Raw genomic sequence first — 20124 nt, 5'->3', positions numbered from 1 at the left:
GTCAGCCCGCGCAGCCGCAGCTCGCGCGCGGGATCAGGCGGGTCGGCAGCGTCCGGAACTGCGACGCCGCGCCCGGGTCCGCGACCCGGTCCCGGAGCAGCCGGACGGCCGTGCGCCCCATGTGCTCGAACGGCTGCCGCACGGTGGTGAGCGCCGGGGTCGTGAGCCGCCCGGCGAGGATGCCGTCGAACCCGGTCACCCGCACCCGTCCCGGCACGTCGACGCCGTGCTCGGCCAGCACGTCGAGCACCACGAGCGCGGCCTGGTCGCTCTGGCACACCAGCGCCTGAGGCAGCCGGTCGGCCGCGACCAGGTCCGTCAGCGCCGCGAGCCACTCGGTCGAGGCGAGCCCCTCGTGCCCGGGGCCGGGCGCGGGCCGGTCGGGCAGCAGCGCGGCCACCGCGTCCCGGAACCCCCCGAGCCGCTCCGCGAAGTCGTACATCGACCCCTCGCCGACGAACGCCAGGTCCGTCACGCCGTGCACGCCGACCAGGTGCTCGACGAGGCCGGTCATCGCGGCCCGGTTGTCGACGGAGACGTGGCTGAACGACGCGTCCGTCCCGGGGGTGTTGAAGGCGACCAGCGGCACGGACTGGGCGATCGCGTGCACCGCGTCCAGGCTGTGCGTCCCCGGGAAGATCGCCAGCCCGTCGACCCGGCCGGCGATGTCGTACATCGCCGCCCCGCTGGGGGCGCCGGACGCCAGCAGCAGCGCGCGGCCCGTCTCCCGGCACTCCAGGGCGAAGCCGCGCTCGACCTCGTCGACGTAGAGCGGGAACACCCGCGGGTCGCCCTCGGGCACCGCCGCCGCCTCGAGCGGGACGGGCGCCGCGGTCCCGTCCGCGTCGGCCAGCATCATGTCGAACGAGTACAGGCCGAACGCGCCGGTGGCCCCGCGGGCCAGACCGCGGGCGCTGGCCGAGGGCACGTACCCGAGCTCGTGGGCGGCGTCCAGGACGGCCTGGCGGGTGGCGGCGGCGACGCGCCCGGGCTGCCGGAACGCGAACGAGACCGTGGTGATCGACACCCCGGCGCGCTCGGCGACGTCGTACACGGTGGGTCGGCGGGCCACGCGGAAGACTCCTCGACGGCGAGTGGCGGCGACCGGTGGACAGCGCCCCGGACCGGGTTGACAGCCGGAGTCTACACGCTTAGATTCCGGTTCTTGTAAAGCGCATTACACGCTTTGCAGGCCCGTGCAGGGGAAGGTCGGTCCGCGCACCGTGGCGCGGGCGCCGACCCCCCGTTCAAGGAGGAACACATGACCCGACGTACCGTGCGGCGCGCCCTCGTCGCCGCCACCGTCACCACCCTGGCCCTGGCGCCCCTCGCGGCCTGCGGCCGGTCCGACGACGGCGGCAGCGGCGGCTCCGCCGAGGCCGGCTCGGTCGCCGACGAGGCCACCGGCGAGATCGAGATCTGGGCCGCGGCCGGCAACGGCGACGCGCTGCGCACCCTCGGCGAGCAGTTCACCGAGGACAACCCGGACGCCTCGATCAAGGTCACCGAGGTGCCGTGGGGCGAGATCATCACGATGAACCAGACCGCGGTCGCCTCCGGCACGGGCCCGGACATCGTGATGACCGGCGCCGACCAGACCGCCTCGGTCATCGCGATGGGCGGCCTCGCGCCGGTCCCCTCCGGCGTGTTCGACGAGGACGACTTCTACCCCGCCGCCGTCGCCTCGGTGACCGGCGAGGACGCGCAGTACTCGGTGCCCTGGTACGTGGAGACCCGGTTCCTGTTCTACCGCGCGGACCTCGCGGCCGAGCTCGGCTACGACGCCCCGACCACCTGGGCCGAGCTCGAGGAGCTGAGCGGCGCCCTCGCCTCGCGCCCGGGGGGCGAGTACGGCCTGAGCCTGCCGCGCCCGATCGAGAACCCGGCGCAGGTCATCGTGCCGTTCGTCTCGCAGGCCGGCGGCTCGGTCAGCGACGGCGACTCCTGGACGTTCGACACCCCGGAGTTCGTCGAGGCGCTCGACTTCTACAAGGGCTTCTTCGACCGCGGCGAGGCCCCGCTCTCCGAGACCGAGGCCACCTTCGAGAACGGCGGCTCGCCGCTGCTGATCTCGGGCCCGTGGATGGTCGGCACCTACCAGGACCTGATCGACACCGGTGCCGCGCCCGAGGGCTTCACGGAGGACTCGATCGGCTACGTCCCGCTGCCGGCCGGCTCCGCCAACAACGACTCCTACATCGGCGGCGGCAACCTCGGCGTGTTCGCCTCGTCGGACAACCAGGACTCCTCCTGGCTGTTCCTGCAGTGGCTGCTCGAGGACGAGCAGCAGAAGACCCTGTTCGACCTCGCCGGCTCGTTCCCGGCGCGCGTCGAGTCGGCCGACTACGCGCCGATCGACGACAGCCCGGTGATGTCGGTGCTCAAGGAGCAGATGCCGAACACGGTCGAGACCCCGAGCTACCCGTCCTGGTCGCAGATCGCCGAGCAGATCGGCATCTACGCGGAGCGGGTCGCGCACGGCGAGCTCACGTCCGAGGACGCGGCCAAGGCGATCCAGGACCAGGCCGACCAGATCGGCTTCGGCTGGTGACCAGCACCACCACCGAGCGGCGCACACCGCCCGCGACGTCGCGGCGGCCGGGGAAGTCCGTGTCCCTGGCCGCCCGGCGCCGCCGGACCGCCGTGATCGCCTGGCTGTTCGCCGCGCCGTTCGTCCTGTCGTTCGGCGTCTTCGGGCTCGTCCCGCTGCTCAGCTCGTTCGGGATGGCGTTCACGGACCTGCGGGTCAACGACATCCGCACCCCGTTCGCCGTCGACTTCGTCGGCCTCGGCAACTTCGCGGAGGTGCTGTCCGACACCACCTTCCTGCGGGCCCTGCGCAACACGCTCGGCTTCGTCGTCGTGGGCGTCCCGCTGTCGCTGTTCTCGGCCCTGGTGCTGGCGGTGATGCTGAACTCGCTCGGCCGGCGCGCCGCGACGTTCTTCCGGGTCGGCTACTACACCCCCGTGGTGACCACCATCGTCGCCGTGGCCGTGGTGTGGCGGATCATGTACCAGCCGAACGGCCTGATCAACTCGCTGCTCGCGGACATCGGGATCGACGGGCCGAACTGGCTCGGCGACACCCGCACCGCCCTGCCCGCCCTGACCCTCATGGCCGTGTGGCGCAGCATCGGCTCGAGCATGGTCATCTTCCTCGCCGGCCTGCAGGCCATCCCCTCCGACGTCAAGGAGGCGGCGATGATGGACGGCGCCTCGACGGTCCAGCGGTTCTTCCGCATCACCATCCCGATGATGATGCCGACGATCCTGCTCAACGCGATCCTCACCACCACCGGCTTCATGCAGTTCTTCGACGAGCCGTTCGTCATGACCAACGGCGGTCCGCTGCAGTCGACGACGTCCATCGCGCTCTACGTGTTCAACCAGTTCCAGTGGGGCAACTACTCGGTGGGCGCGGCCGGCGCGTACGTGCTGTTCGCGATCATCAGCATCTTCGCCATCATCCAGTTCCGGTTCTTCCGGCAGAGGACATGACCATGAGCACCTCGACCCCTCTCGCGCCGGCCACGACCGCCGTGCCGCTCGCGCCCGTCGTCCGCCGCCGCCGTCGCCGGCTCACCCCGGGCCGGATCGCCCTGGTCGCCGTCCTGTCGGTCGGCCTCGCGGGCACCCTGCTGCCGTTCGTCTGGATGATCCTCGGCGCGTTCAAGACCAACGCCGAGATCATGCGCCGGCCCATCACCTGGTGGCCGCAGGCGCCGACGCTCGACAACTTCCGCGCGTGGTTCTTCGAGTTCGACATGACGCGGTACTTCTTCAACTCCGTGTTCCTGGCCGTCGTCTCGGTCGCCACCACGCTGCTGTTCTGCTCGATGGTCGGCTGGGCGCTCGCCAAGCTGGAGTTCCCGGGCAAGAAGGTCCTCATCACCGTGGTGCTCGGGACCATGTTCGTGCCGGGGATCGTGACGCTGATCCCGCAGTTCGTGCTGGTCGCGAACCTCAACATGGTCGGCACCTACTGGGGCATGATCCTGCCCGGCATGGTGGGCGCGTTCGGCGTCTTCCTCATGCGGCAGTTCATGCTCGAGATCCCGGACTCCCTGCTGGACGCGGCGCGCATCGACGGCGCCGGCGAGTTCCGGATCTTCGCGCGCATCGTGCTGCCGCTGTGCCGCGCGCCGCTCGCGACCCTGGCGATCTTCACGTTCATGGGCTCGTGGAACGGCTTCCTGTGGCCGCTCATCGTGTCCCAGCGCGACTCGCTGTACACCCTGCCCGTCGCCCTGGCGCTGTACACCAGCCCGACCGGCGACAAGGGCGCCGAGTTCGGCCTCCAGATGGCCGGCTCGGTCCTCATCATCGTGCCCGTCCTCGCGGTGTTCATCGCCATGCAGAAGCACTTCGTGCAGGGCATCGCCATGACCGGCATCAAGTAGGAGCACCGTGGACTACCTCGATCCCGCCCTGCCCGTCGCCGACCGCGTCGCCGACCTGCTCGCGCGCATGACGCTCGCCGAGAAGGTCGGGCAGATGATGCAGCTCTCGGCCCCGGACGGGCTGAAGGAGCAGGTGCTGGAGAAGCACGTCGGCTCGATCCTGCACCCGACGCCGGAGCTGGTGGCCGAGGCGCACGACCTCACCGAGCAGACCCGGCTGCGCATCCCGCTGCTGGTCGGCGAGGACGCCATCCACGGCCACTCGTTCTGCGACGGCGCGACCATCTTCCCGACCCAGCTCGGCATGGCGGCCACCTGGTCGCCGGGCCTGGTCGAGCGGATGGCGCGCGCCACCGCGGTCGAGGCGGCGGCGACCGGCCTGCACTGGACCTTCTCCCCCGTGCTGTGCGTCGCCCGCGACCTGCGCTGGGGGCGCGTGAACGAGACGTTCGGCGAGGACCCGTTCCTCATCGGCGAGCTCGGCAGCGCGGCCGTGCGCGGGTACCAGGGCAACGGCCTCGCCGACCCGACGGCGGTGCTCGCGACCGCGAAGCACTTCGCCGGGTACTCCGAGACCCAGGGCGGCCGGGACGCGTCCGAGGCCGACCTGTCGCCGCGCAAGCTCCGGTCCTGGTTCCTGCCGCCGTTCGAGCGGGTGGCCCGGGAGGGCTGCGGGACGTTCATGCTCGGCTACCAGACGATCGACGGGGTGCCGATCACCGTCAACGACTGGCTGCTCACCGACGTGCTGCGCGGCGAGTGGGGCTACACCGGCATGCTCGTCACCGACTGGGACAACGTCGGGCGCATGGTCTGGGAGCAGCAGGTGCAGCCCGACCACGTGCACGCGTCCGCCGCCGCGGTCCGGGCCGGCAACGACATGATCATGACCACGGCCGGGTTCTTCGAGGGCGCCCAGGAGGCGGTCGCCCGCGGGCTGATCGCCGAGTCCGACCTGGACGCGGCGGTGTCCCGGATCCTCGCGCTCAAGTTCGAGCTCGGGCTGTTCGAGGACCCGCGCCGGCCCGACCCGGCGACGATGGCGGCGGTCATCGGGTCGCACCAGGACCTCAACCTGGAGCTCACCCGGCGGTCGCTGGTGCTGCTGCGGAACTCCGGCGTGCTGCCGCTCGGGGGCGGCACGACCGACGGCCCGGCGGACGACCGCCCGCTGCGCGTCGCCGTCGTCGGCCCGCTCGCGGACGACCCGCAGACCCAGCTCGGCGACTGGGCCGGCTCCTCGGGCCAGGTCGCGTGGATGGCGCACGGCCAGCCCCGCGACATGATCACGACCGTGCTGGACGGGCTCCGGGACGGCGTGCCGGCGGGCTGGACGGTGACGTACTCCCCCGGTTCCGCCATCCTCACCCACGAGGACGACCCCGAGGGCCCGTACTTCCCGGACGGCCAGCCCCGGCCGCAGGTCGTCGCGCCCGCGCCGGTCGACCCGGAGCAGCTCGCCGCGGCCGTCTCGGCCGCCCGGGAGGCCGACGTGGTCGTGGCCGTGGTCGGCGACCGGATCGAGCTCGTCGGCGAGGGCACCTCGACCGCGACGCTGGAGCTGCTCGGCGGGCAGGTCGCGCTGCTGGAGGCCGTGGCCGCCACCGGCACGCCGCTCGTCGTCGTGCTGCAGGCGTCGAAGCCGATGGTGCTGCCGCCCGCCGCGCTCGGCGCCGACGCGCTCGTCTGGACGGCGCACCCCGGCATGACCGGCGGCCGCGCGCTGGCGGACCTGCTGCTCGGCCGGATCGAGCCCAGCGGCCGGCTGCCGATCTCGTTCGCCCGGCACGTCGGGCAGCAGCCGATCTACTACAACCAGGTGCGCGGGCAGCACGGGGTCCGGTACGCCGACCTCACGCAGGACCCGGCGTTCGCGTTCGGCGAGGGCCTGTCGTACACCACCGTGGAGTACGCCGACCTCGTGGTGGACACCCCGGAGGTGACCGCGGCGGACGCGGTGCGCGCCCACGTCACCGTGACGAACACGGGCGCGCGCCCCGCCCTGGAGACCGTGCAGGTGTACGTCCGCGACCTCGTGACGTCCGCGTCCTGGGCGGACCGGGAGCTCAAGGCCTTCACCCAGGTCGAGCTGGCGCCCGGCGCGAGCGTCCGGGTGCCGCTCACGCTGCCCGCCGCGGACTGCTCGATCGTCGACGCCGCCGGGCGGCGGGTGGTCGAGCCGGGCGGGTTCGAGCTGCTCGTCGGCCCGAGCAGCCGGCCGCGCGACCTGCTGCGCGCCGGGTTCCAGGTCGTGACCGGGGCGGCGTCGTGAGCGCCGCGACCGCCTGGCCCGACGGCCCCGCACCCAGCGCCGGGCCAGTGGACCCGGTCACGTTCCCGGTCACCCCGCACGACCGCGACGACGCCCACCCGGGCCGGCGCCGCGGCGACGAGGTCGGCGACGGCCCGTTCGGGCGCGCGGTCACCGCGTTCGCCTGGGGCGCCGGCCTGACCGCCCTGCTCGCGGCGGCCGACCTGCCGCTGGTCGCGCTCGCCCTGCTGCTGCGGCCGGAGCCGTCGCTGACCTGGCTCGTCGCCCTCGCCGCGATCCCGGCCGGCCCGGCGCTGTCGGCCGCCCTGTACGCCGTGCGCGAGCACTACGTCGACCCGCGCGTCCCGCTGGCCCGGGCGTTCGGGCGCGGGTACCGGCTCGGGTGGCGCGACGCCGCCGCCGTCTCCGCGCCGGTGTGCCTCGTCGCCGGGCTCGTCGCGGTGGTCGGCGCGGGCGCGCGCGCCGCCGGCGTCCCCGCCGTCGTCGCGGGGCTGGCCCCCGGTGCGGGCGTGCTGCTGCTGGTCGTGGCGCTGCACGCCCTCGCGCTGCGCACGTTCTTCCACCTCCCGCTCGCCGCCGCGCTGCAGGCGGGCGCGTACTACCTCGTCGCGCGGTGGCGCGCCTCGCTGGGGACGCTGGCGCTCCTGGCCGGGGCCGTCGCCGTCGCGGCCGCGGCCTCCGACCTGCTCCTCGTCCTGCTCGGCGGCGTGTGGGTGTGGCTCTGGTACCGCACCACCGCCGGGATGCTGCGCGACGCGGTCGCGCGGTTCCTGCGCCCGACGACGACCTCCTGACCGCTCGACCCCCGGGGACCCCGACATGCCTGACACCCTGACCCTCCCGTCCCGCGACCGCACCGACCGGACCCGCACCGTGGATGCCGGCGGCGGCCTCACCGTCCGGCTCACCCCGGCCGGCGACGTCGCCGGGATCGCCGCACCCGGCGAGCGCCTCGTGAACCAGTACCGGGTCGGCGCGCACGACGCCGGCATCGCGGGCCTGTTCCTGCGCCGCACGGCCGCCGACGGCACCGTGACGCACGTGCCGCTCACCGGCAGCCGGTCGGGCACGACCTGGACCGCCGGCGACGGCGCGGTGCGCTGGACCGGCACCGGCCTCGGCGCGTCGTGGACCGTGGACCTCGTGCTCGACCCGGCCCGCACCGCGCTGGTGTGGCGGGTCGCGCTGGAGCGGTCCGCCGACGGCACGGGCGCCGGGGGCGCGACCTGGGACGTGGCGGCCACGCAGGACCTGTCGCTCGCCCCGGAGCAGGCGGCGTCGTCCTCCGAGCCGTACGTCTCGCAGTACGTCGCGCACCGGCTCGCGGAGTCCGCCGCGCTGGGCAGCGTCGTGCTGTCCCGGCAGACCATGACGTCGGCCCCGGTGCTGCCGCTGTTCGCCCTGGCGATCGCCGAGGGCTCCGTCGCGGCGGGGACCGACGGGTTCGACCTGTACGGCCCGCCCGCGCGCGCCGGCGCCACGCCGGCGTTCCTGTCCGGCGCCCCGTGGCCCCACCGGGTCCGGCAGCACGAGATGGCGATGGCGGGGCTGCTGTCCCGGCCGTCGACGCTCGCGGAGCCGCTGGTGCTGCACGTCGTCGGCCGGTACTGGGACGACCGGCGCGGCGCGGTGCTCGACGCCCTGCCGGACCTGGAGGCGGAGCTGCCGGCGCTCGTGGCGCTGGCGGACGCGGGCGCGGCGGCCGGGCCGGCCGGCGAGGCGGTCGACTCCGTCGCCGCCCGGTCCCTGCTCGCCACCGCGCCCCTGGTGGGCGGCGCGCCGCTGCGCGACGCGGAGCTGCTCGACGTCGGCGGCGCCACGGCCGACGACGCCCGGCACGTCGAGCGCGACGCCGCGGGCCGGCTGCTGTCGTACTTCACCGCCGGCGGCGCGCACGTGGTCCGCGGCGAGAAGGACCTCGACCTGCTCCGGCCGCACGGCCACGTCCTGCTGGCGGGCGACTCGCTCAGCCCGGACCGCCCGGTGCTCTCGACGACCGTCTTCGCGCACGGCGTGTTCGGCTCGCACACGGTCCTCGGCAACACGAGCTTCGACACCCTCACCACCGTGCACCGCAACCACCTCAACCTGCTGCGCGCCAACGGCGTCCGGGTGCTGGTCGCGGTGGACGGCGGCTGGCGGATGCTGGGCGCCCCGTCGGCGTTCGTGCTCGACGTCGGCGAGGCCCGCTGGGTGTACGACCTGGACGGCGGCCGGGTCGAGGTCCGCACGGTGGCCGACGCGACCCGCGACGCCCTGCTGCTCGAGGTCGTGAGCGCGACCCCGGTGGACGTGCTCGTCACCACCGAGGTCGAGCTCGGCGGCGGCTCCTGGCGGGCTCGCCCGCAGGACGGCACCGTCGTGCTCACGGCCGACGAGGGCACCGCCACCCGCGCGCACCACCCCGGCCTCGCCTACGTGCTGGCGACGACGCCGGACGCGCAGGTCGCGGGCGACGGCGTGCTGTTCGCCGACGGCGTCCCACGCGGCACCTCGGTCGTCACGGTGCGCGGGACCGCCGGCCCGGGGACCGCGCTGCGGGTCGCGACCACGGCGGACCGCGACGGCGGCACCAGCGCCGACCTGGCGCGCGACGTCGTCGCGCGCGGGCTGGACACGGGGCACGAGGCGGCGGGCCACCGCGCCACCCTCGCCCGGCTGACCCGCGGGCTGACCGTGGCGGCGGGCTCCCGGCTCGCCGAGCTCGAGACGCTGCTGCCCTGGTGGGCCAACGACGCCCGCGTGCACTACCTCGTCCCGCACGGCCTGGAGCAGTACCAGGGCGCCGCGTGGGGCACCCGCGACGTCTGCCAGGGCCCGTTCGAGCTGCTGCTGGCCGCGGGCCTGCTGGACGGCTGCCGGGACGTGGTGCTCCGGGTGCTCGGCTCCCAGGCCGTCGACGGCACGTTCCCGCAGTGGTTCATGTTCGACGCGTACGCCGAGATCCTCCAGGAGCACGCCCACGGGGACGTGGTGCACTGGCCGCTGTTCGCCCTGGGCCAGTACCTGCGGGCGTCGGGCGACGTCGCGGTGCTGGACGCGCCGGTGCCGTTCCGGACCGGCGAGCCCGCCACCGTGGCCGACCACCTGGACGCCCTCGTCCGGCACCTCGAGACCGACCTGGTGCCGGGGACGTCCCTGCCCGCGTACGGCGACGGCGACTGGGACGACACGCTGCAGCCCGCCCGCTCGGAGATGCGCGCCTCGATGGCGTCGACCTGGACCACCGCGCTCGCCGTCCAGGCGCTCGGCCTCGCGGCGGAGCAGCTGCGCGGCGCGCCCGCGGCCGCCGGGCTGGTCGCCCGGATGGACGCGCTGGGCGCCGCCGTCACGGCGGACCTGCGGCGGCACATGCTCCCCGACGGCGTCGCGGCCGGGTTCGTCACCGTCACCGACGGCGTGGCCACCCCGGTGATCCACCCGCGGGACACGTCGACCGGGCTGACGTACCGGCTGATCCCGATGACCCAGCTCGTGCTGGCCGGGGTGCTCGACCAGGACGGCGCCGACCGGCACGAGGCGATCGTACGGGAGCACCTGCTGTTCCCCGACGGCGTGCGGCTGACCGACCGGCCGACGCGGTTCGCCGACGGCGAGACGGAGTCGTTCCGGCGCGCCGAGCAGGCGGCGTTCTTCGGGCGCGAGGTCGGCCTGATGTACGCGCACGCGCACATCCGCTGGGCCGAGGCGCTGGCCGCGCTCGGCCGCGCCGACGTCGGCGACGAGCTGCTCCGGCTGTCGCCCATCGGCATGCGCGAGCGGGTGCCCAGCGCCCTGCCCCGGCAGCGCACCTGCTACACGTCGTCGTCCGACGCGGCGTTCCCCGACCGGTACACCGCCGCCCGCGACTTCGAGAAGCTCCGCACGGGCGAGGTGCCCACGGCGGACGGCTGGCGGGTGTACTCCTCCGGCCCCGGCATCTACCTGCGGCAGGTCCAGCACGGGCTGCTCGGCCTCGACGAGCGGCGCGACGTGCTCGTCGTCGGTCCCACGCTCGCGCCGGAGGACGACGGCCTGGAGGTGGCGCTCGACCTCGCCGGTGCGCGGCGGACCGTGCGGTACCGGGTCGACCCCGACGCCACGGCGGTCGAGGTGCGCATCGACGGCCGGGTCGTCCCGGCGACGCCGGTCGCGCACCCGTACCGCTGGGCGAGCGCCGCGGTCGACCTGGCGCTGCTCGACGGCGCCCGGGCCCTGGAGATCACGACGCCGGCCGGTACGGCGCCGGCCGGACGGTGAGCGCGGGGCTGCGCGTCGGCACGTACAACCTGTGGGTCGCGCACTGGCCGGCCACCCGGACGTACGACCGCGCGCCCCTGGTCCGCGCGGCGCTGGACCACGTCGACGTGCTCGGCACCCAGGAGGGCACCGCCGCGCACCTGGCCGCGCTGACCGGCGACGGGTTCGCCGCCGTCGGGGGCTCGCGGGACGGCGGGACCACCGGCGAGCACTCGGCGGTCCTGTACCGGACCGCGCGCCTGGCGGTGCTGGCGACCGGCGACTTCTGGCTGTCACCCACCCCGGACGTGCCGAGCACCGGCTGGGACGCGCCGACCTACCGGCGGCTGTGCACCTGGGCCCGGTTCCGGGACCTCGCGACCGGGGCGACGTTCGCGCTGCTGAACGCGCACCTCGACCACGAGGGCGCCCGGGCGCGGCTGGAGTCGGCGCGGCTGCTGCTGGACCGGGCCGCGGCCGTCGCCGAGGGCGGGCCGGTCGTGCTGACCGGCGACCTCAACGCGGAGCCGGGGTCGGAGCCGCTGCGGGTGCTGCTCGGCGGCGGGCTCCGGGACGCCCGGTCGGCCAGCACGACCCCGCCGGCCGGCCCGGCGACCACGTTCACCCGGGTGCTGGACCCCGACGCCCCGGTCCCGGCGGACGCGCTGCGGCAGCGGATCGACCACGTGCTGGTGAGCCGCGACGTCGAGGTGGCGTCGTACGCGGTGCTGGACGCGCGCCCGGGCGGCCGGCACCCGTCCGACCACGACCCGGTCGTGGCGACGCTGCGGTTCCCGACGCCCTGACGCGCCGGGTCACCCGCGGGTGGGGACGGGTGGAGCGTCCTGCCCGACTCGCCGGTGCGTGTCCGGCAGAACGCTCCACTCCTGGTGCCGCGCGTGGCCCGGGGGCCGACCGGGGCAGGGACGCAGGACGGCCCGGACCCCCACGGGGGTCCGGGCCGTCCGGGTGTCGGTGGGTGTCAGCCGGCCGTGCGCGCCCGGCGCCGCTCCGCGAGCTCGTCGTGCGCGTGGGCGGCGACGCCCTCGTCCTCGGCGCGCTCGGTCGGCAGCTCGGCGAGGGTGCCCTCGACCTCGCGCCAGACGCGGCCGACCGCGATGCCGAACACGCCCTGGCCGCCCTGGACCAGGTCGATGACCTCGTCCGCGGAGGTGCACTCGTACACGCTCGCGCCGTCGGACATCAGGGTGATCTGGGCGAGGTCGTCGACGCCGCGCTCGCGCAGGTGGCCGACGGCCGCGCGGATCTGCTGCAGCGAGACGCCGGTGTCGAGCAGCCGCTTGACGACCTTGAGCACCAGGATGTCGCGGAACGAGTACAGCCGCTGCGTGCCGGAGCCGGTGGCGGGGCGGACGGACGGCTCGACCAGGCCGGTGCGGGCCCAGTAGTCGAGCTGCCGGTACGTGATGCCCGCGGCGCGGCACGCGGTCGGCCCGCGGTAGCCGGTGGTGACGTCGAGGTCCGGGAGGGCGTCGCCGAACAGGAGTCCCTGCGCCCGCTGCGGGACTGCGCCCGCAGCCTCCGCCGTCTGCTCGGTGCCGGTCACGGGGTCCTCCACTCGTCGCGCCCGCGCGCCGGGGCGGCGTGTCGGGAGATGCAGTGCTGTGCTGTTCTGGGTGCAACGCTAGGGCCGCCGCCAGGGGCGGTCAACGACCGCCACGCCCGCGGCTCTCGGCGTGTCGCGCACGGCGTGTCTTACCCTCCACCTGAGGTTGAACCTCGGTCCTTCCCGCCGGGCTCGCCGCGCTCGAAGTCGTCGGGCGAGACGTGGTCCAGGAACTGCCGGAACTGGGCCACCTGCTCGTCCGGGCTGCTGCTCGCGGCGGCCTCGTCGGCCTCCTCCGGGGACACCGGCGCCGCCTCCACGCCGACCTCCGCCAGCACGTCCGTCGCGCACAGCACCGGGCAGCCCACCCGCACGGCCAGGGCGATCGCGTCGGACGCCCGGGCGTCGACCCGGACCCGCCGCTCCCCCAGCACCAGCGCCGCGTGGAACACGCCGGCGACCAGCTCCGTGATCTCGACCTGCACGACCCGCGTGCCCAGCGCGACCAGCACGTCCCGGAGCAGGTCGTGCGTCATCGGCCGGGGCGGCACCACCCCGGCCTGGGCGGTCGCGATCGCGCCGGCCTCGGTCGGCCCGATCGCGATCGGCACGATCAGCTCGCCCACGGGCTCGAGCAGCAGCACGACGAGCTCGTCGTCACCCGGGTGGCGGCGCACACCGAGCACCTCGAGCTGGACCAGGTCGTCCTCGTGCATGCGACCACGCTACGACGCGCGGTCCGAGCGCGCACCGGGCGCACGGCACCGGCCCGGGCCGCCCGTCGGCGTCAGGGCGTCAGGTCCGCGACGCCCGCGCGCACCAGGGCGGTGTGCAGCCGGGTGCACAGCTCGCCGACCTCGGCCGCGACGGTGCTCGCGCGGCCGCGCGCCGACGCCGACGACTGCCCGCGCCAGGGGGCCACGACCGTCTCCACCAGGTCGACCTGCCGGTCGGCGGCGCTGCGGAACGCCCGCAGGTGCCGCGCCTCCAGCCCGTGCTCGGCGAGCGCGGCGGCGGCCAGCACGACGTCCTTCGCCCACGCGTCCAGGTGCCCGGACGCCGACGGGCGCAGCACGCCCGCCTGCACCAGGTCCACGACGAGCTCCTCGGGGACGCCGGCCTCCCGGGCCAGGGCCGCCGTGGTGTAGCGCGCGTCCGTGGTGCCCGAGCGCGGCACGCCGTCCTCGGTCACGACCAGCGCGACCGGCTCGGACTCCTCCCCCGCGTCCAGGGCGGCCAGCCGCTCGCCGATGACCTTGAGCGGCACGTAGCGGTCCCGCTGCTCCCGCAGCACGTACCGCAGCCGCTCCAGGTCCGCCGGGCTGTACTGCCGGTAGCCGGCGGACGTGCGCAGCGGCTCGACCAGGCCCTGCTCCTCGAGGAACCGGAGCTTGGAGTTCGTCACCGCCGGGAACTCGATCCGCAGCGCGGCGAGCACGTCGGAGATCCGCATGCTCGCCTGCCGGGACAGCCCGCGCGGCCAGGGGCCGGGGGCGTCGTCCTCCGCCGTCGTGGGTGCGTCGGCGGGCGCGCCGGGGCGCGCGACGGTGCCGGCGTCCGGGCCCGCGTCCGCGCGCCGGGCGGACCGGGCGGCGCTCACCGGGCGGGGCCGGCGGGCTGGGCGCCCGACCGTGCGGCGGGGCTGGGGTGGAACGTCATCCGGAACTTGCCGATCTGGACCTCGTCGCCCGCACGCAGCACCGCCGAGTCGATCCGCTCGCGGTTCACGTACGTCCCGTTGAGCGAGCCGACGTCGCGCACGACGAAGTCGTCGAGCTCGCGGACGAACTCCGCGTGCTTGCGGGAGACCGTCACGTCGTCCAGGAAGATGTCGGCGTTCGGGCTGCGGCCCGCGACCGTCCGGTCGGCGTCCAGCAGGAACCGCGCGCCGGAGCTCGGGCCGCGCTGCATGACGAGGAGCGCCGACGTGCGCGGCAGCGCCTGCACGGCCGCGGCCTGCTCCGCGGTGAGGCCGACCGGGCCGGCCGGCTCGACGTCCAGCCCGCCCAGCGAGCCGAAGCTGATCGTGGTGTCGGGAGCCGCCGAGATCGGCGCCCCTCCGGGCACGGCCGGACGCGGCTCGCCGCCCGGCACCTGCTGCTCGTCGCTCATGACACCCTCCCAGACCTGCTGTCGCGCGCCCCCGACCTGCACCGGGGTACCGGACAGCCTATGCGCCCGGACCACCTCAGCACACCCCGCCGACCGGGTGTCGGCACCCGGTCGGCGCTCACCCGCCGCCGGACGTCTCCGGCTCGGCGTACTGCGGGTCGGGCACGTCCCGCGTGGCGGTCACCTCGACCTGGTCCTCGGTCGACACGGTCGCGCTGCCGCCGTCGATCTGCACCTTGGCGACCGCGCCGCCCGGGATCGCCAGCGCCGTGGACATCGTCGTCGGCTCCCCGATCGCCACCCACCGGTACGGCGGCGCCACCGGGGACCCGTCGACCTCGATGCCGTCGTCGGTGCCGAGCACGTACGACGACGCAGTGAGGCGCTGGTCGTTGAGCTGGATCGCCTCGGCACCCGAGTTGCGCAGCTCCTCCAGCAGGTTCAGCAGCGTGAGGGCCGACACCGAGCGGGACGGGTCGGACACCGTCACCGTGATCCCCGGGCCCTCGGCGGGCAGCCGGCCGGACAGGATGCCCTGCGCGGCGGCGCTGCGGGTGGCCGCCTCGAGCGCCGTGTCCCGGCTGGAGCCGGCGGACCGCAGCTCGGTGCGGGTCCGCTCGAGCTCGGCCACCTGCTGCTGCAGGTCGTCCGCCTGGCGGGTCGTCTGGTCGAGCAGCGACACCAGCTCCGACTCGCGCATGACCGTGAGGCTCTCGGTGTCGGTCTGCCGCACCTGGACGGCGATCGCGAAGCCGAGCAGCACGCACAGCACGCCGGTGAGCGCCTGGGCGCGGGTGGCGCGCGGGCGCAGGGCGACGCCGAGCGCCCGCCAGCCCCGCACGGGACGGGGCGCGGGCGCCGCGGCGGTGCCGTCGTCGGGCTCGGTCACGTCCGTCACGCCTTGAACAGGTGCCGCCGGATCGCGGCCACGTTGGAGAAGATCCGGATGCCGAGCACGACGACGACGCCGGTCGACAGCTGCGAGCCGACGCCGAGCTGGTCGCCCAGGAACACGATGAGGGCGGCCACGACGACGTTCGACAGGAACGACACGAGGAACACCCGGTCGTCGAACAGGCCGTCGAGCACGGCCCGGAACCCGCCGAACAGCGCGTCCAGGGCCGCCACCACCGCGATCGGCAGGTAGGGCTGCAGCGCCGCCGGGACGGTCGGCTCGAGCACCAGGCCCGCCACCACGCCCACGATCAGGCCGATCACCGCGATCACGTCAGTCCCCCTCGTCATGGTCCGTGGACAGTGTGCCCGACGGCTCGCCCGGACCCGCGGCACCCGGCGTCGCGCCGGGCAGCACCGGCACGCCCTCGGGCAGCTCGGCCGACCGCAGCGTCACGGTCCCAGCCGCGGGCAGGTGCAGGTCGCGCTGCGAGGACACCCGCGTGGGGATGCCGTACGTCGACTGCAGCACCGCCAGCAGCTGTCCCCCGGAGGTCCGGGCGAGCGCCGTCTGCATGCCCTGCGGGTCGCCGATCGCCTCGACGGTGTACGGCCCGACCAGCGGGACGACGTCGACCAGGATCGCGTCGCCCGCGGTGCGGATGGCCGTCGTCGGGCCCAGCCGCTCGCCGTTGACCGTGATCGCCTCCGCGCCGGACGCCCACAGCCCGTTGACCACGAGCTGCAGGTCGGAGTCCCGGACCCGGCCGCTCGGGTCGTCGTCGTCGGTGTCGGCGTCCTGCAGCGTGATCCGCAGCCCGTCGCCGGTCACCGCCGTCGCGCCCGAGGCCACCGAGTCGACGGCGAGCTGGTCGAGCAGCGGCGAGTCCGCGCCGGACAGCGCCTGCTCCTGGAGCGCGGCGATCTCGTCGGACAGCGTGGCGCTCTCGTCGCGCAGCCGGTCGAGCTCGGCGCTGCGCTCCGTGATCTGCTCGGCGAGCACCTCGCGCGCGGCGATCGCCGACGGCTGCGGGGCGCGCAGCGCGAGCACGGACCAGGTGGTCGCCGCGCCCAGCGCCACCGCGAGGACCGCGACGGCGACGGTGCCCCGCCCGCCCCGGCGCCGGGGCGCGCCCGCCGCCGCGCGCCGCTCGGCGGCCTCGCGGTACTCCGGGTCGAGCGGCTGCTGGGTCACCTCGGTCAGCAGCGACATCGAGGCGTCCGGACGACGCCACGCCGGGCTCCCGGCGGGGCCGCGGCCGGGTCGGTCCCCCGCGCGGGGGTCCGTCACACGGCCACCGTGCGGGCCTCACCCGCGTCCGCGCCGCCGCGCCGGCCGACGAGCTGCCACGCCTGCCGCACGTACAGCAGGCCGGCGAACCAGTAGAGGGCGACGCCCCACCACGCGCAGGCCCAGCCGAGCACCGACGCCAGGTCACCGACGATGCCGCCCCAGTGCGCGAGCAGCAGCAGCGGGAAGGCGTACAGCAGGGCGAACGTGCCGGCCTTGCCCGCGAGGTGCACCTGCAGCGGGCCGTAGCCGTGCCGGGCGAGGACGACGAGCATCACGACCAGCATCGCCTCGCGGGCGAGCAGCACCACGACCAGCCACCACGGGACGACGCCGCGCGCCGCGAGACCGAGCAGCGTCACGAAGATGAACAGGCGGTCCGCCGCCGGGTCGAGCACCTGCCCGAGCCGCGACACCTGCCCGAGCCGGCGCGCGAGCACGCCGTCGAGCCAGTCGCTGGCGCCGGACACCGCGAGCACCACGAGCGCCCAGCCGTCGTGCCCGGCGACGATCAGCACGGCGAACACCGGCACCATCAGCAGCCGGATCAGGCTGATCACGTTCGGCACGGTGAGGACGCGGTCGCTCACCACGTCCCGCTCCGCCACAGCTCTCCCGCCTCGTACGCCCTGATCGACGCCGCTCATCCTACGCAGGTGGGGACCGCTTCCCGGCCACCTCCGGCCGCCCGGCCGCGTCGGGTCCCGGGCGCGGGTCCGCCGGGCGTGGTTCGCTGGCGGCATGGCCCACGTCAACGACCCCGCCGTGATCGACCGCCTGCTGCGCACGCCCGGGACCTGGGCCGTCGTCGGGCTGTCCACGAACCGGGCGCGGGCCGCGTACGGCGTCGCGGCCTACCTGCAGGGCCTCGGGCAGACGATCGTCCCGGTGCACCCGCGGGCCGAGACGGTGCACGGCGCGCCCGGGGTGCGGACCCTCGCGGAGGTCGACGGCCCGGTGGACGTGGTCGACGTGTTCGTGAACTCGGGGCTGGCCGGGGCCGTGGTGGACCAGGCGATCGCGGTCGGGGCGCGCGCGGTGTGGCTGCAGCTCGGGGTGGTCGACGAGGACGCCGCGGCGCGGGCGGCCGCGGCGGGGCTCGACGTCGTCATGGACACCTGCCCCGCGATCGAGGGCCGGGTGCGCGGCCTGGCGTGACCCGCACGCCACCCGCTGTGCCGGAGGTCACCGCGCCGCTCCCCCGCGTCCGGCGCCCCGCACCGGTAGACTGGTCGCACTCGGAGTTCGTCGCAGTGTCCCGTGATGTGCGTGCCGAGGCCCCTCCCCTCTTCTGACGTGGCGGCCTCGTGATGTGTGGGTGTGGGAGTGCGACCGCGTGGCCGACCGGAACCCGGGCGGCGCACAGCTCCCCCCAGCGACACGGAACGGTGCTGCCTTGACGTCCCTGCTCGACCCTGCCCTGCCCGCGTCCGACGAGACCGTCGTGACCGGCCCCACCTTCGCCGACCTGGACCTGCCCGCGCCGCTGCGCGAGGCCGTCCTGGAGCTCGGCTTCACCACCCCGACCGCCATCCAGGCCGAGGCGATCCCGGCGCTGCTGTCCGGTCGCGACATCACCGGCGTGGCCCAGACCGGCACCGGCAAGACCGCCGCGTTCGGCCTGCCGCTGCTCGCCGCCGTCGACCCGGAGCTCCGCGAGGTGCAGGCGATCGTCCTGGCGCCGACCCGCGAGCTCGCCATGCAGGTCGCCGAGGCGCTCGAGTCCTTCGCCTCGAAGATGCCCGGCCTCGAGGTCGTCCCGGTGTACGGCGGCTCGCCGTACCTGCCGCAGCAGCGCGCGCTGCGCGGCGGCGCCCAGGTCGTCGTCGGCACGCCGGGCCGCGTCATCGACCACCTGGACCGCGGCTCGCTCAAGCTCGACGCGGTGCGGTTCCTCGCGCTCGACGAGGCCGACGAGATGCTGCGCATGGGCTTCGTCGACGACGTCGACCGCATCGCCTCCGCGACCCCCGCCTCGAAGCAGGTCGCCCTGTTCTCCGCGACCATGCCGCCGGCCATCCGCCGCGTCGCCGCGCAGCACCTCACCGACCCGGTCGAGATCACCGTCGCCCGGCAGTCGTCGACCGTGTCCAGCGTCCGGCAGACCTACGCGGTCGTCCCGTTCCGGCACAAGGCCGGCGCGCTGGCCCGCGTGCTCGCGGTGTCCGACGCCGACGCGGCGATCGTGTTCGTCCGCACCCGCAGCGCCGCCGAGGACGTCGCCGTCTCGCTCGTCGAGCGCGGCGTCGCCGCCGCCTACATCTCGGGCGACGTGGCGCAGGGCGACCGGGAGAAGATCGTCGAGCGGGTCCGCTCCGGCGCGATCAACGTGCTCGTCGCGACCGACGTCGCCGCGCGCGGCCTCGACATCGACCGCATCGGCCTCGTCGTCAACTTCGACGTCCCGGGCGAGCCCGAGGCGTACGTGCACCGCATCGGCCGCACCGGCCGCGCGGGCCGCACCGGCGAGGCGCTGACGTTCGTCACCCCGAACGAGAACGGCAAGCTCCGCGCCATCGAGCGGACCACCCGCCAGCAGATCGAGCAGATCCAGATCCCGTCCCCCGCGGACGTGTCGGCGCACCGCGTCGCGGCGCTGCTCGCCCGCGTGCCCGCCCGCCGCGAGCTCGGCCGCCTGGACCTGTACCGCACGGCTGCCGCGGAGTTCCTCGCCGCGAACCCCGGCACGGACGCCGCCGACCTGGTCGCCGTCCTCGCCGCGCTGGCCGTCGGCGACGAGGGCCCGGCCCCGCGCCCGACCGACGGCGACGACCTGGACGACGCCCTGTCCCGCGCGCACCTCGCGCCCGAGCGCGGCCCGCGCCGCGACGGCGCCGAGGGCGGCCGGGCCCGCAGCGCCGCCCGCCCGACCGGTGGCCTGCGCTACCGGCTCGCGGTCGGCTCGAAGGACGGCGTGCAGCCCGGCGGCATCGTGGGCGCGCTCACCAACGAGGGCGGCCTGACGGGCAAGGACCTCGGGAAGATCGACATCTTCTCGACGTTCTCGCTCGTCGAGATCCCCGCGGGCCTGTCCCCCGAGGCGTTCGACCGCATCGGCCGCGCCCGCGTCGCCGGCCGCCCGCTGCGGATCCGCGTCGACGAGGGCCCGCGCGGTGCCGCCCGCCCCGAGCGCGGCGCGTCCCGCGGCCCGGCGCACCACGGCCCGCGCACCGGCCGGGACGGCGCCCGCGAGGGCGGCTACGGCGCGCGCGACGGCCACGGCTCGCGCGACGGCGGCCGGGACTTCGGCGGCCGCGACGCGCGCACCCGCCGCCCGTCCACCCCGCGCTGACCCGCGCGGCGGGCGCGCCGCGCAGGCGCGCACGCTGACCCCGAGGGGCCCGGCACCGACCACGGTGCCGGGCCTTTT

General features: G+C 75.5%; 18 protein-coding genes. 9 read left to right on the top strand and 9 right to left on the bottom strand.

The window, feature by feature from the left end:
- Position 1: 1 nt before the first annotated feature.
- Positions 2–1072, bottom strand: a complete 1071-nt coding sequence (locus G6556_RS20125) for a LacI family DNA-binding transcriptional regulator (protein WP_166938977.1) — start codon at positions 1070–1072, stop codon at positions 2–4.
- Between the two features lie 189 nt (positions 1073–1261).
- On the opposite strand from G6556_RS20125, the gene G6556_RS04525 reads away from it, so the two are divergent.
- The 7 genes from G6556_RS04525 to G6556_RS04495 all read left to right on the top strand — a co-directional run bounded on the left by G6556_RS04525 (position 1262) and on the right by G6556_RS04495 (position 11696).
- The gene (locus G6556_RS04525; protein WP_166938975.1) at positions 1262–2551 is read left to right on the top strand and encodes an extracellular solute-binding protein; all 1290 of its coding nucleotides are present in this window, start codon (positions 1262–1264) and stop codon (positions 2549–2551) included.
- Positions 2548–3498 (top strand): sugar ABC transporter permease, encoded by a 951-nt coding sequence (locus G6556_RS04520; RefSeq protein WP_166938973.1) that lies wholly within the window; start codon positions 2548–2550, stop codon positions 3496–3498. The genes G6556_RS04525 and G6556_RS04520 overlap by 4 nt, the downstream gene beginning before the upstream one ends.
- 2 nt (positions 3499–3500) lie before the next feature.
- On the top strand, positions 3501–4400 hold the full coding sequence (locus G6556_RS04515; protein ID WP_240933618.1) for a carbohydrate ABC transporter permease: 900 nt from the start codon (positions 3501–3503) through the stop codon (positions 4398–4400).
- A 67-nt stretch (positions 4401–4467) separates the two neighbouring features.
- Positions 4468–6672: a glycoside hydrolase family 3 N-terminal domain-containing protein gene (locus G6556_RS04510; protein ID WP_166939001.1), complete on the top strand. Its 2205-nt coding sequence runs from the start codon at positions 4468–4470 to the stop codon at positions 6670–6672.
- Positions 6669–7466: a hypothetical protein gene (locus G6556_RS04505; RefSeq protein ID WP_166938970.1), complete on the top strand. Its 798-nt coding sequence runs from the start codon at positions 6669–6671 to the stop codon at positions 7464–7466. Before G6556_RS04510 ends, G6556_RS04505 begins: the two co-directional genes overlap by 4 nt.
- Before the next feature lie 25 nt (positions 7467–7491).
- Entirely contained in the window at positions 7492–10911 is a 3420-nt protein-coding gene (locus G6556_RS04500) for a hypothetical protein (RefSeq protein WP_166938968.1), read from the top strand.
- Complete coding sequence (locus G6556_RS04495; protein WP_166938966.1) at positions 10908–11696, top strand: endonuclease/exonuclease/phosphatase family protein; 789 nt, start codon at positions 10908–10910, stop codon at positions 11694–11696. The genes G6556_RS04500 and G6556_RS04495 overlap by 4 nt, the downstream gene beginning before the upstream one ends.
- A 176-nt stretch (positions 11697–11872) precedes the next feature.
- Here the strand turns inward: G6556_RS04495 and G6556_RS04490 are convergent, their stop codons facing one another.
- From G6556_RS04490 to G6556_RS04455, 8 genes are all read right to left on the bottom strand, one after another.
- Complete coding sequence (locus tag G6556_RS04490; RefSeq protein ID WP_166938964.1) at positions 11873–12457, bottom strand: MerR family transcriptional regulator; 585 nt, start codon at positions 12455–12457, stop codon at positions 11873–11875.
- 149 nt (positions 12458–12606) lie between these two features.
- Entirely contained in the window at positions 12607–13173 is a 567-nt protein-coding gene (locus G6556_RS04485) for a bifunctional nuclease family protein (protein WP_166938963.1), read from the bottom strand.
- Positions 13174–13244: 71 nt separating this feature from the next.
- Positions 13245–14057, bottom strand: a complete 813-nt coding sequence (locus G6556_RS04480) for a MerR family transcriptional regulator (protein ID WP_346774720.1) — start codon at positions 14055–14057, stop codon at positions 13245–13247.
- On the bottom strand, positions 14054–14569 hold the full coding sequence (locus G6556_RS04475; RefSeq protein ID WP_166938961.1) for an FHA domain-containing protein: 516 nt from the start codon (positions 14567–14569) through the stop codon (positions 14054–14056). The genes G6556_RS04480 and G6556_RS04475 overlap by 4 nt, the downstream gene beginning before the upstream one ends.
- Before the next feature lie 118 nt (positions 14570–14687).
- Positions 14688–15458, bottom strand: a complete 771-nt coding sequence (locus G6556_RS04470) for a DUF881 domain-containing protein (protein ID WP_166938959.1) — start codon at positions 15456–15458, stop codon at positions 14688–14690.
- Between the two features lie 5 nt (positions 15459–15463).
- Positions 15464–15796, bottom strand: coding sequence for a small basic family protein (locus G6556_RS04465; RefSeq protein ID WP_147796766.1), 333 nt, complete (start codon positions 15794–15796; stop codon positions 15464–15466).
- 1 nt (position 15797) lies between these two features.
- Complete coding sequence (locus G6556_RS04460; protein ID WP_166938957.1) at positions 15798–16676, bottom strand: DUF881 domain-containing protein; 879 nt, start codon at positions 16674–16676, stop codon at positions 15798–15800.
- A 74-nt stretch (positions 16677–16750) separates the two neighbouring features.
- Positions 16751–17362 (bottom strand): CDP-alcohol phosphatidyltransferase family protein, encoded by a 612-nt coding sequence (locus tag G6556_RS04455; protein WP_346774719.1) that lies wholly within the window; start codon positions 17360–17362, stop codon positions 16751–16753.
- 133 nt (positions 17363–17495) lie between these two features.
- Between G6556_RS04455 and G6556_RS04450 the strand changes: the two genes are divergently transcribed.
- On the top strand, positions 17496–17912 hold the full coding sequence (locus G6556_RS04450; RefSeq protein WP_166938953.1) for a CoA-binding protein: 417 nt from the start codon (positions 17496–17498) through the stop codon (positions 17910–17912).
- 238 nt (positions 17913–18150) lie between these two features.
- A complete protein-coding gene (locus tag G6556_RS04445) occupies positions 18151–20046 on the top strand; it encodes a DEAD/DEAH box helicase (protein WP_240933616.1) in 1896 nt (631 codons plus the stop codon).
- Positions 20047–20124: the final 78 nt, after the last annotated feature.

Origin of the sequence: Cellulomonas sp. IC4_254, from assembly GCF_011603975.1 — a bacterium.
In the GTDB taxonomy this organism is placed as follows: Bacteria; Actinomycetota; Actinomycetes; order Actinomycetales; family Cellulomonadaceae; genus Cellulomonas.
This window is presented reverse-complemented; position numbering and strand designations above follow the sequence as displayed.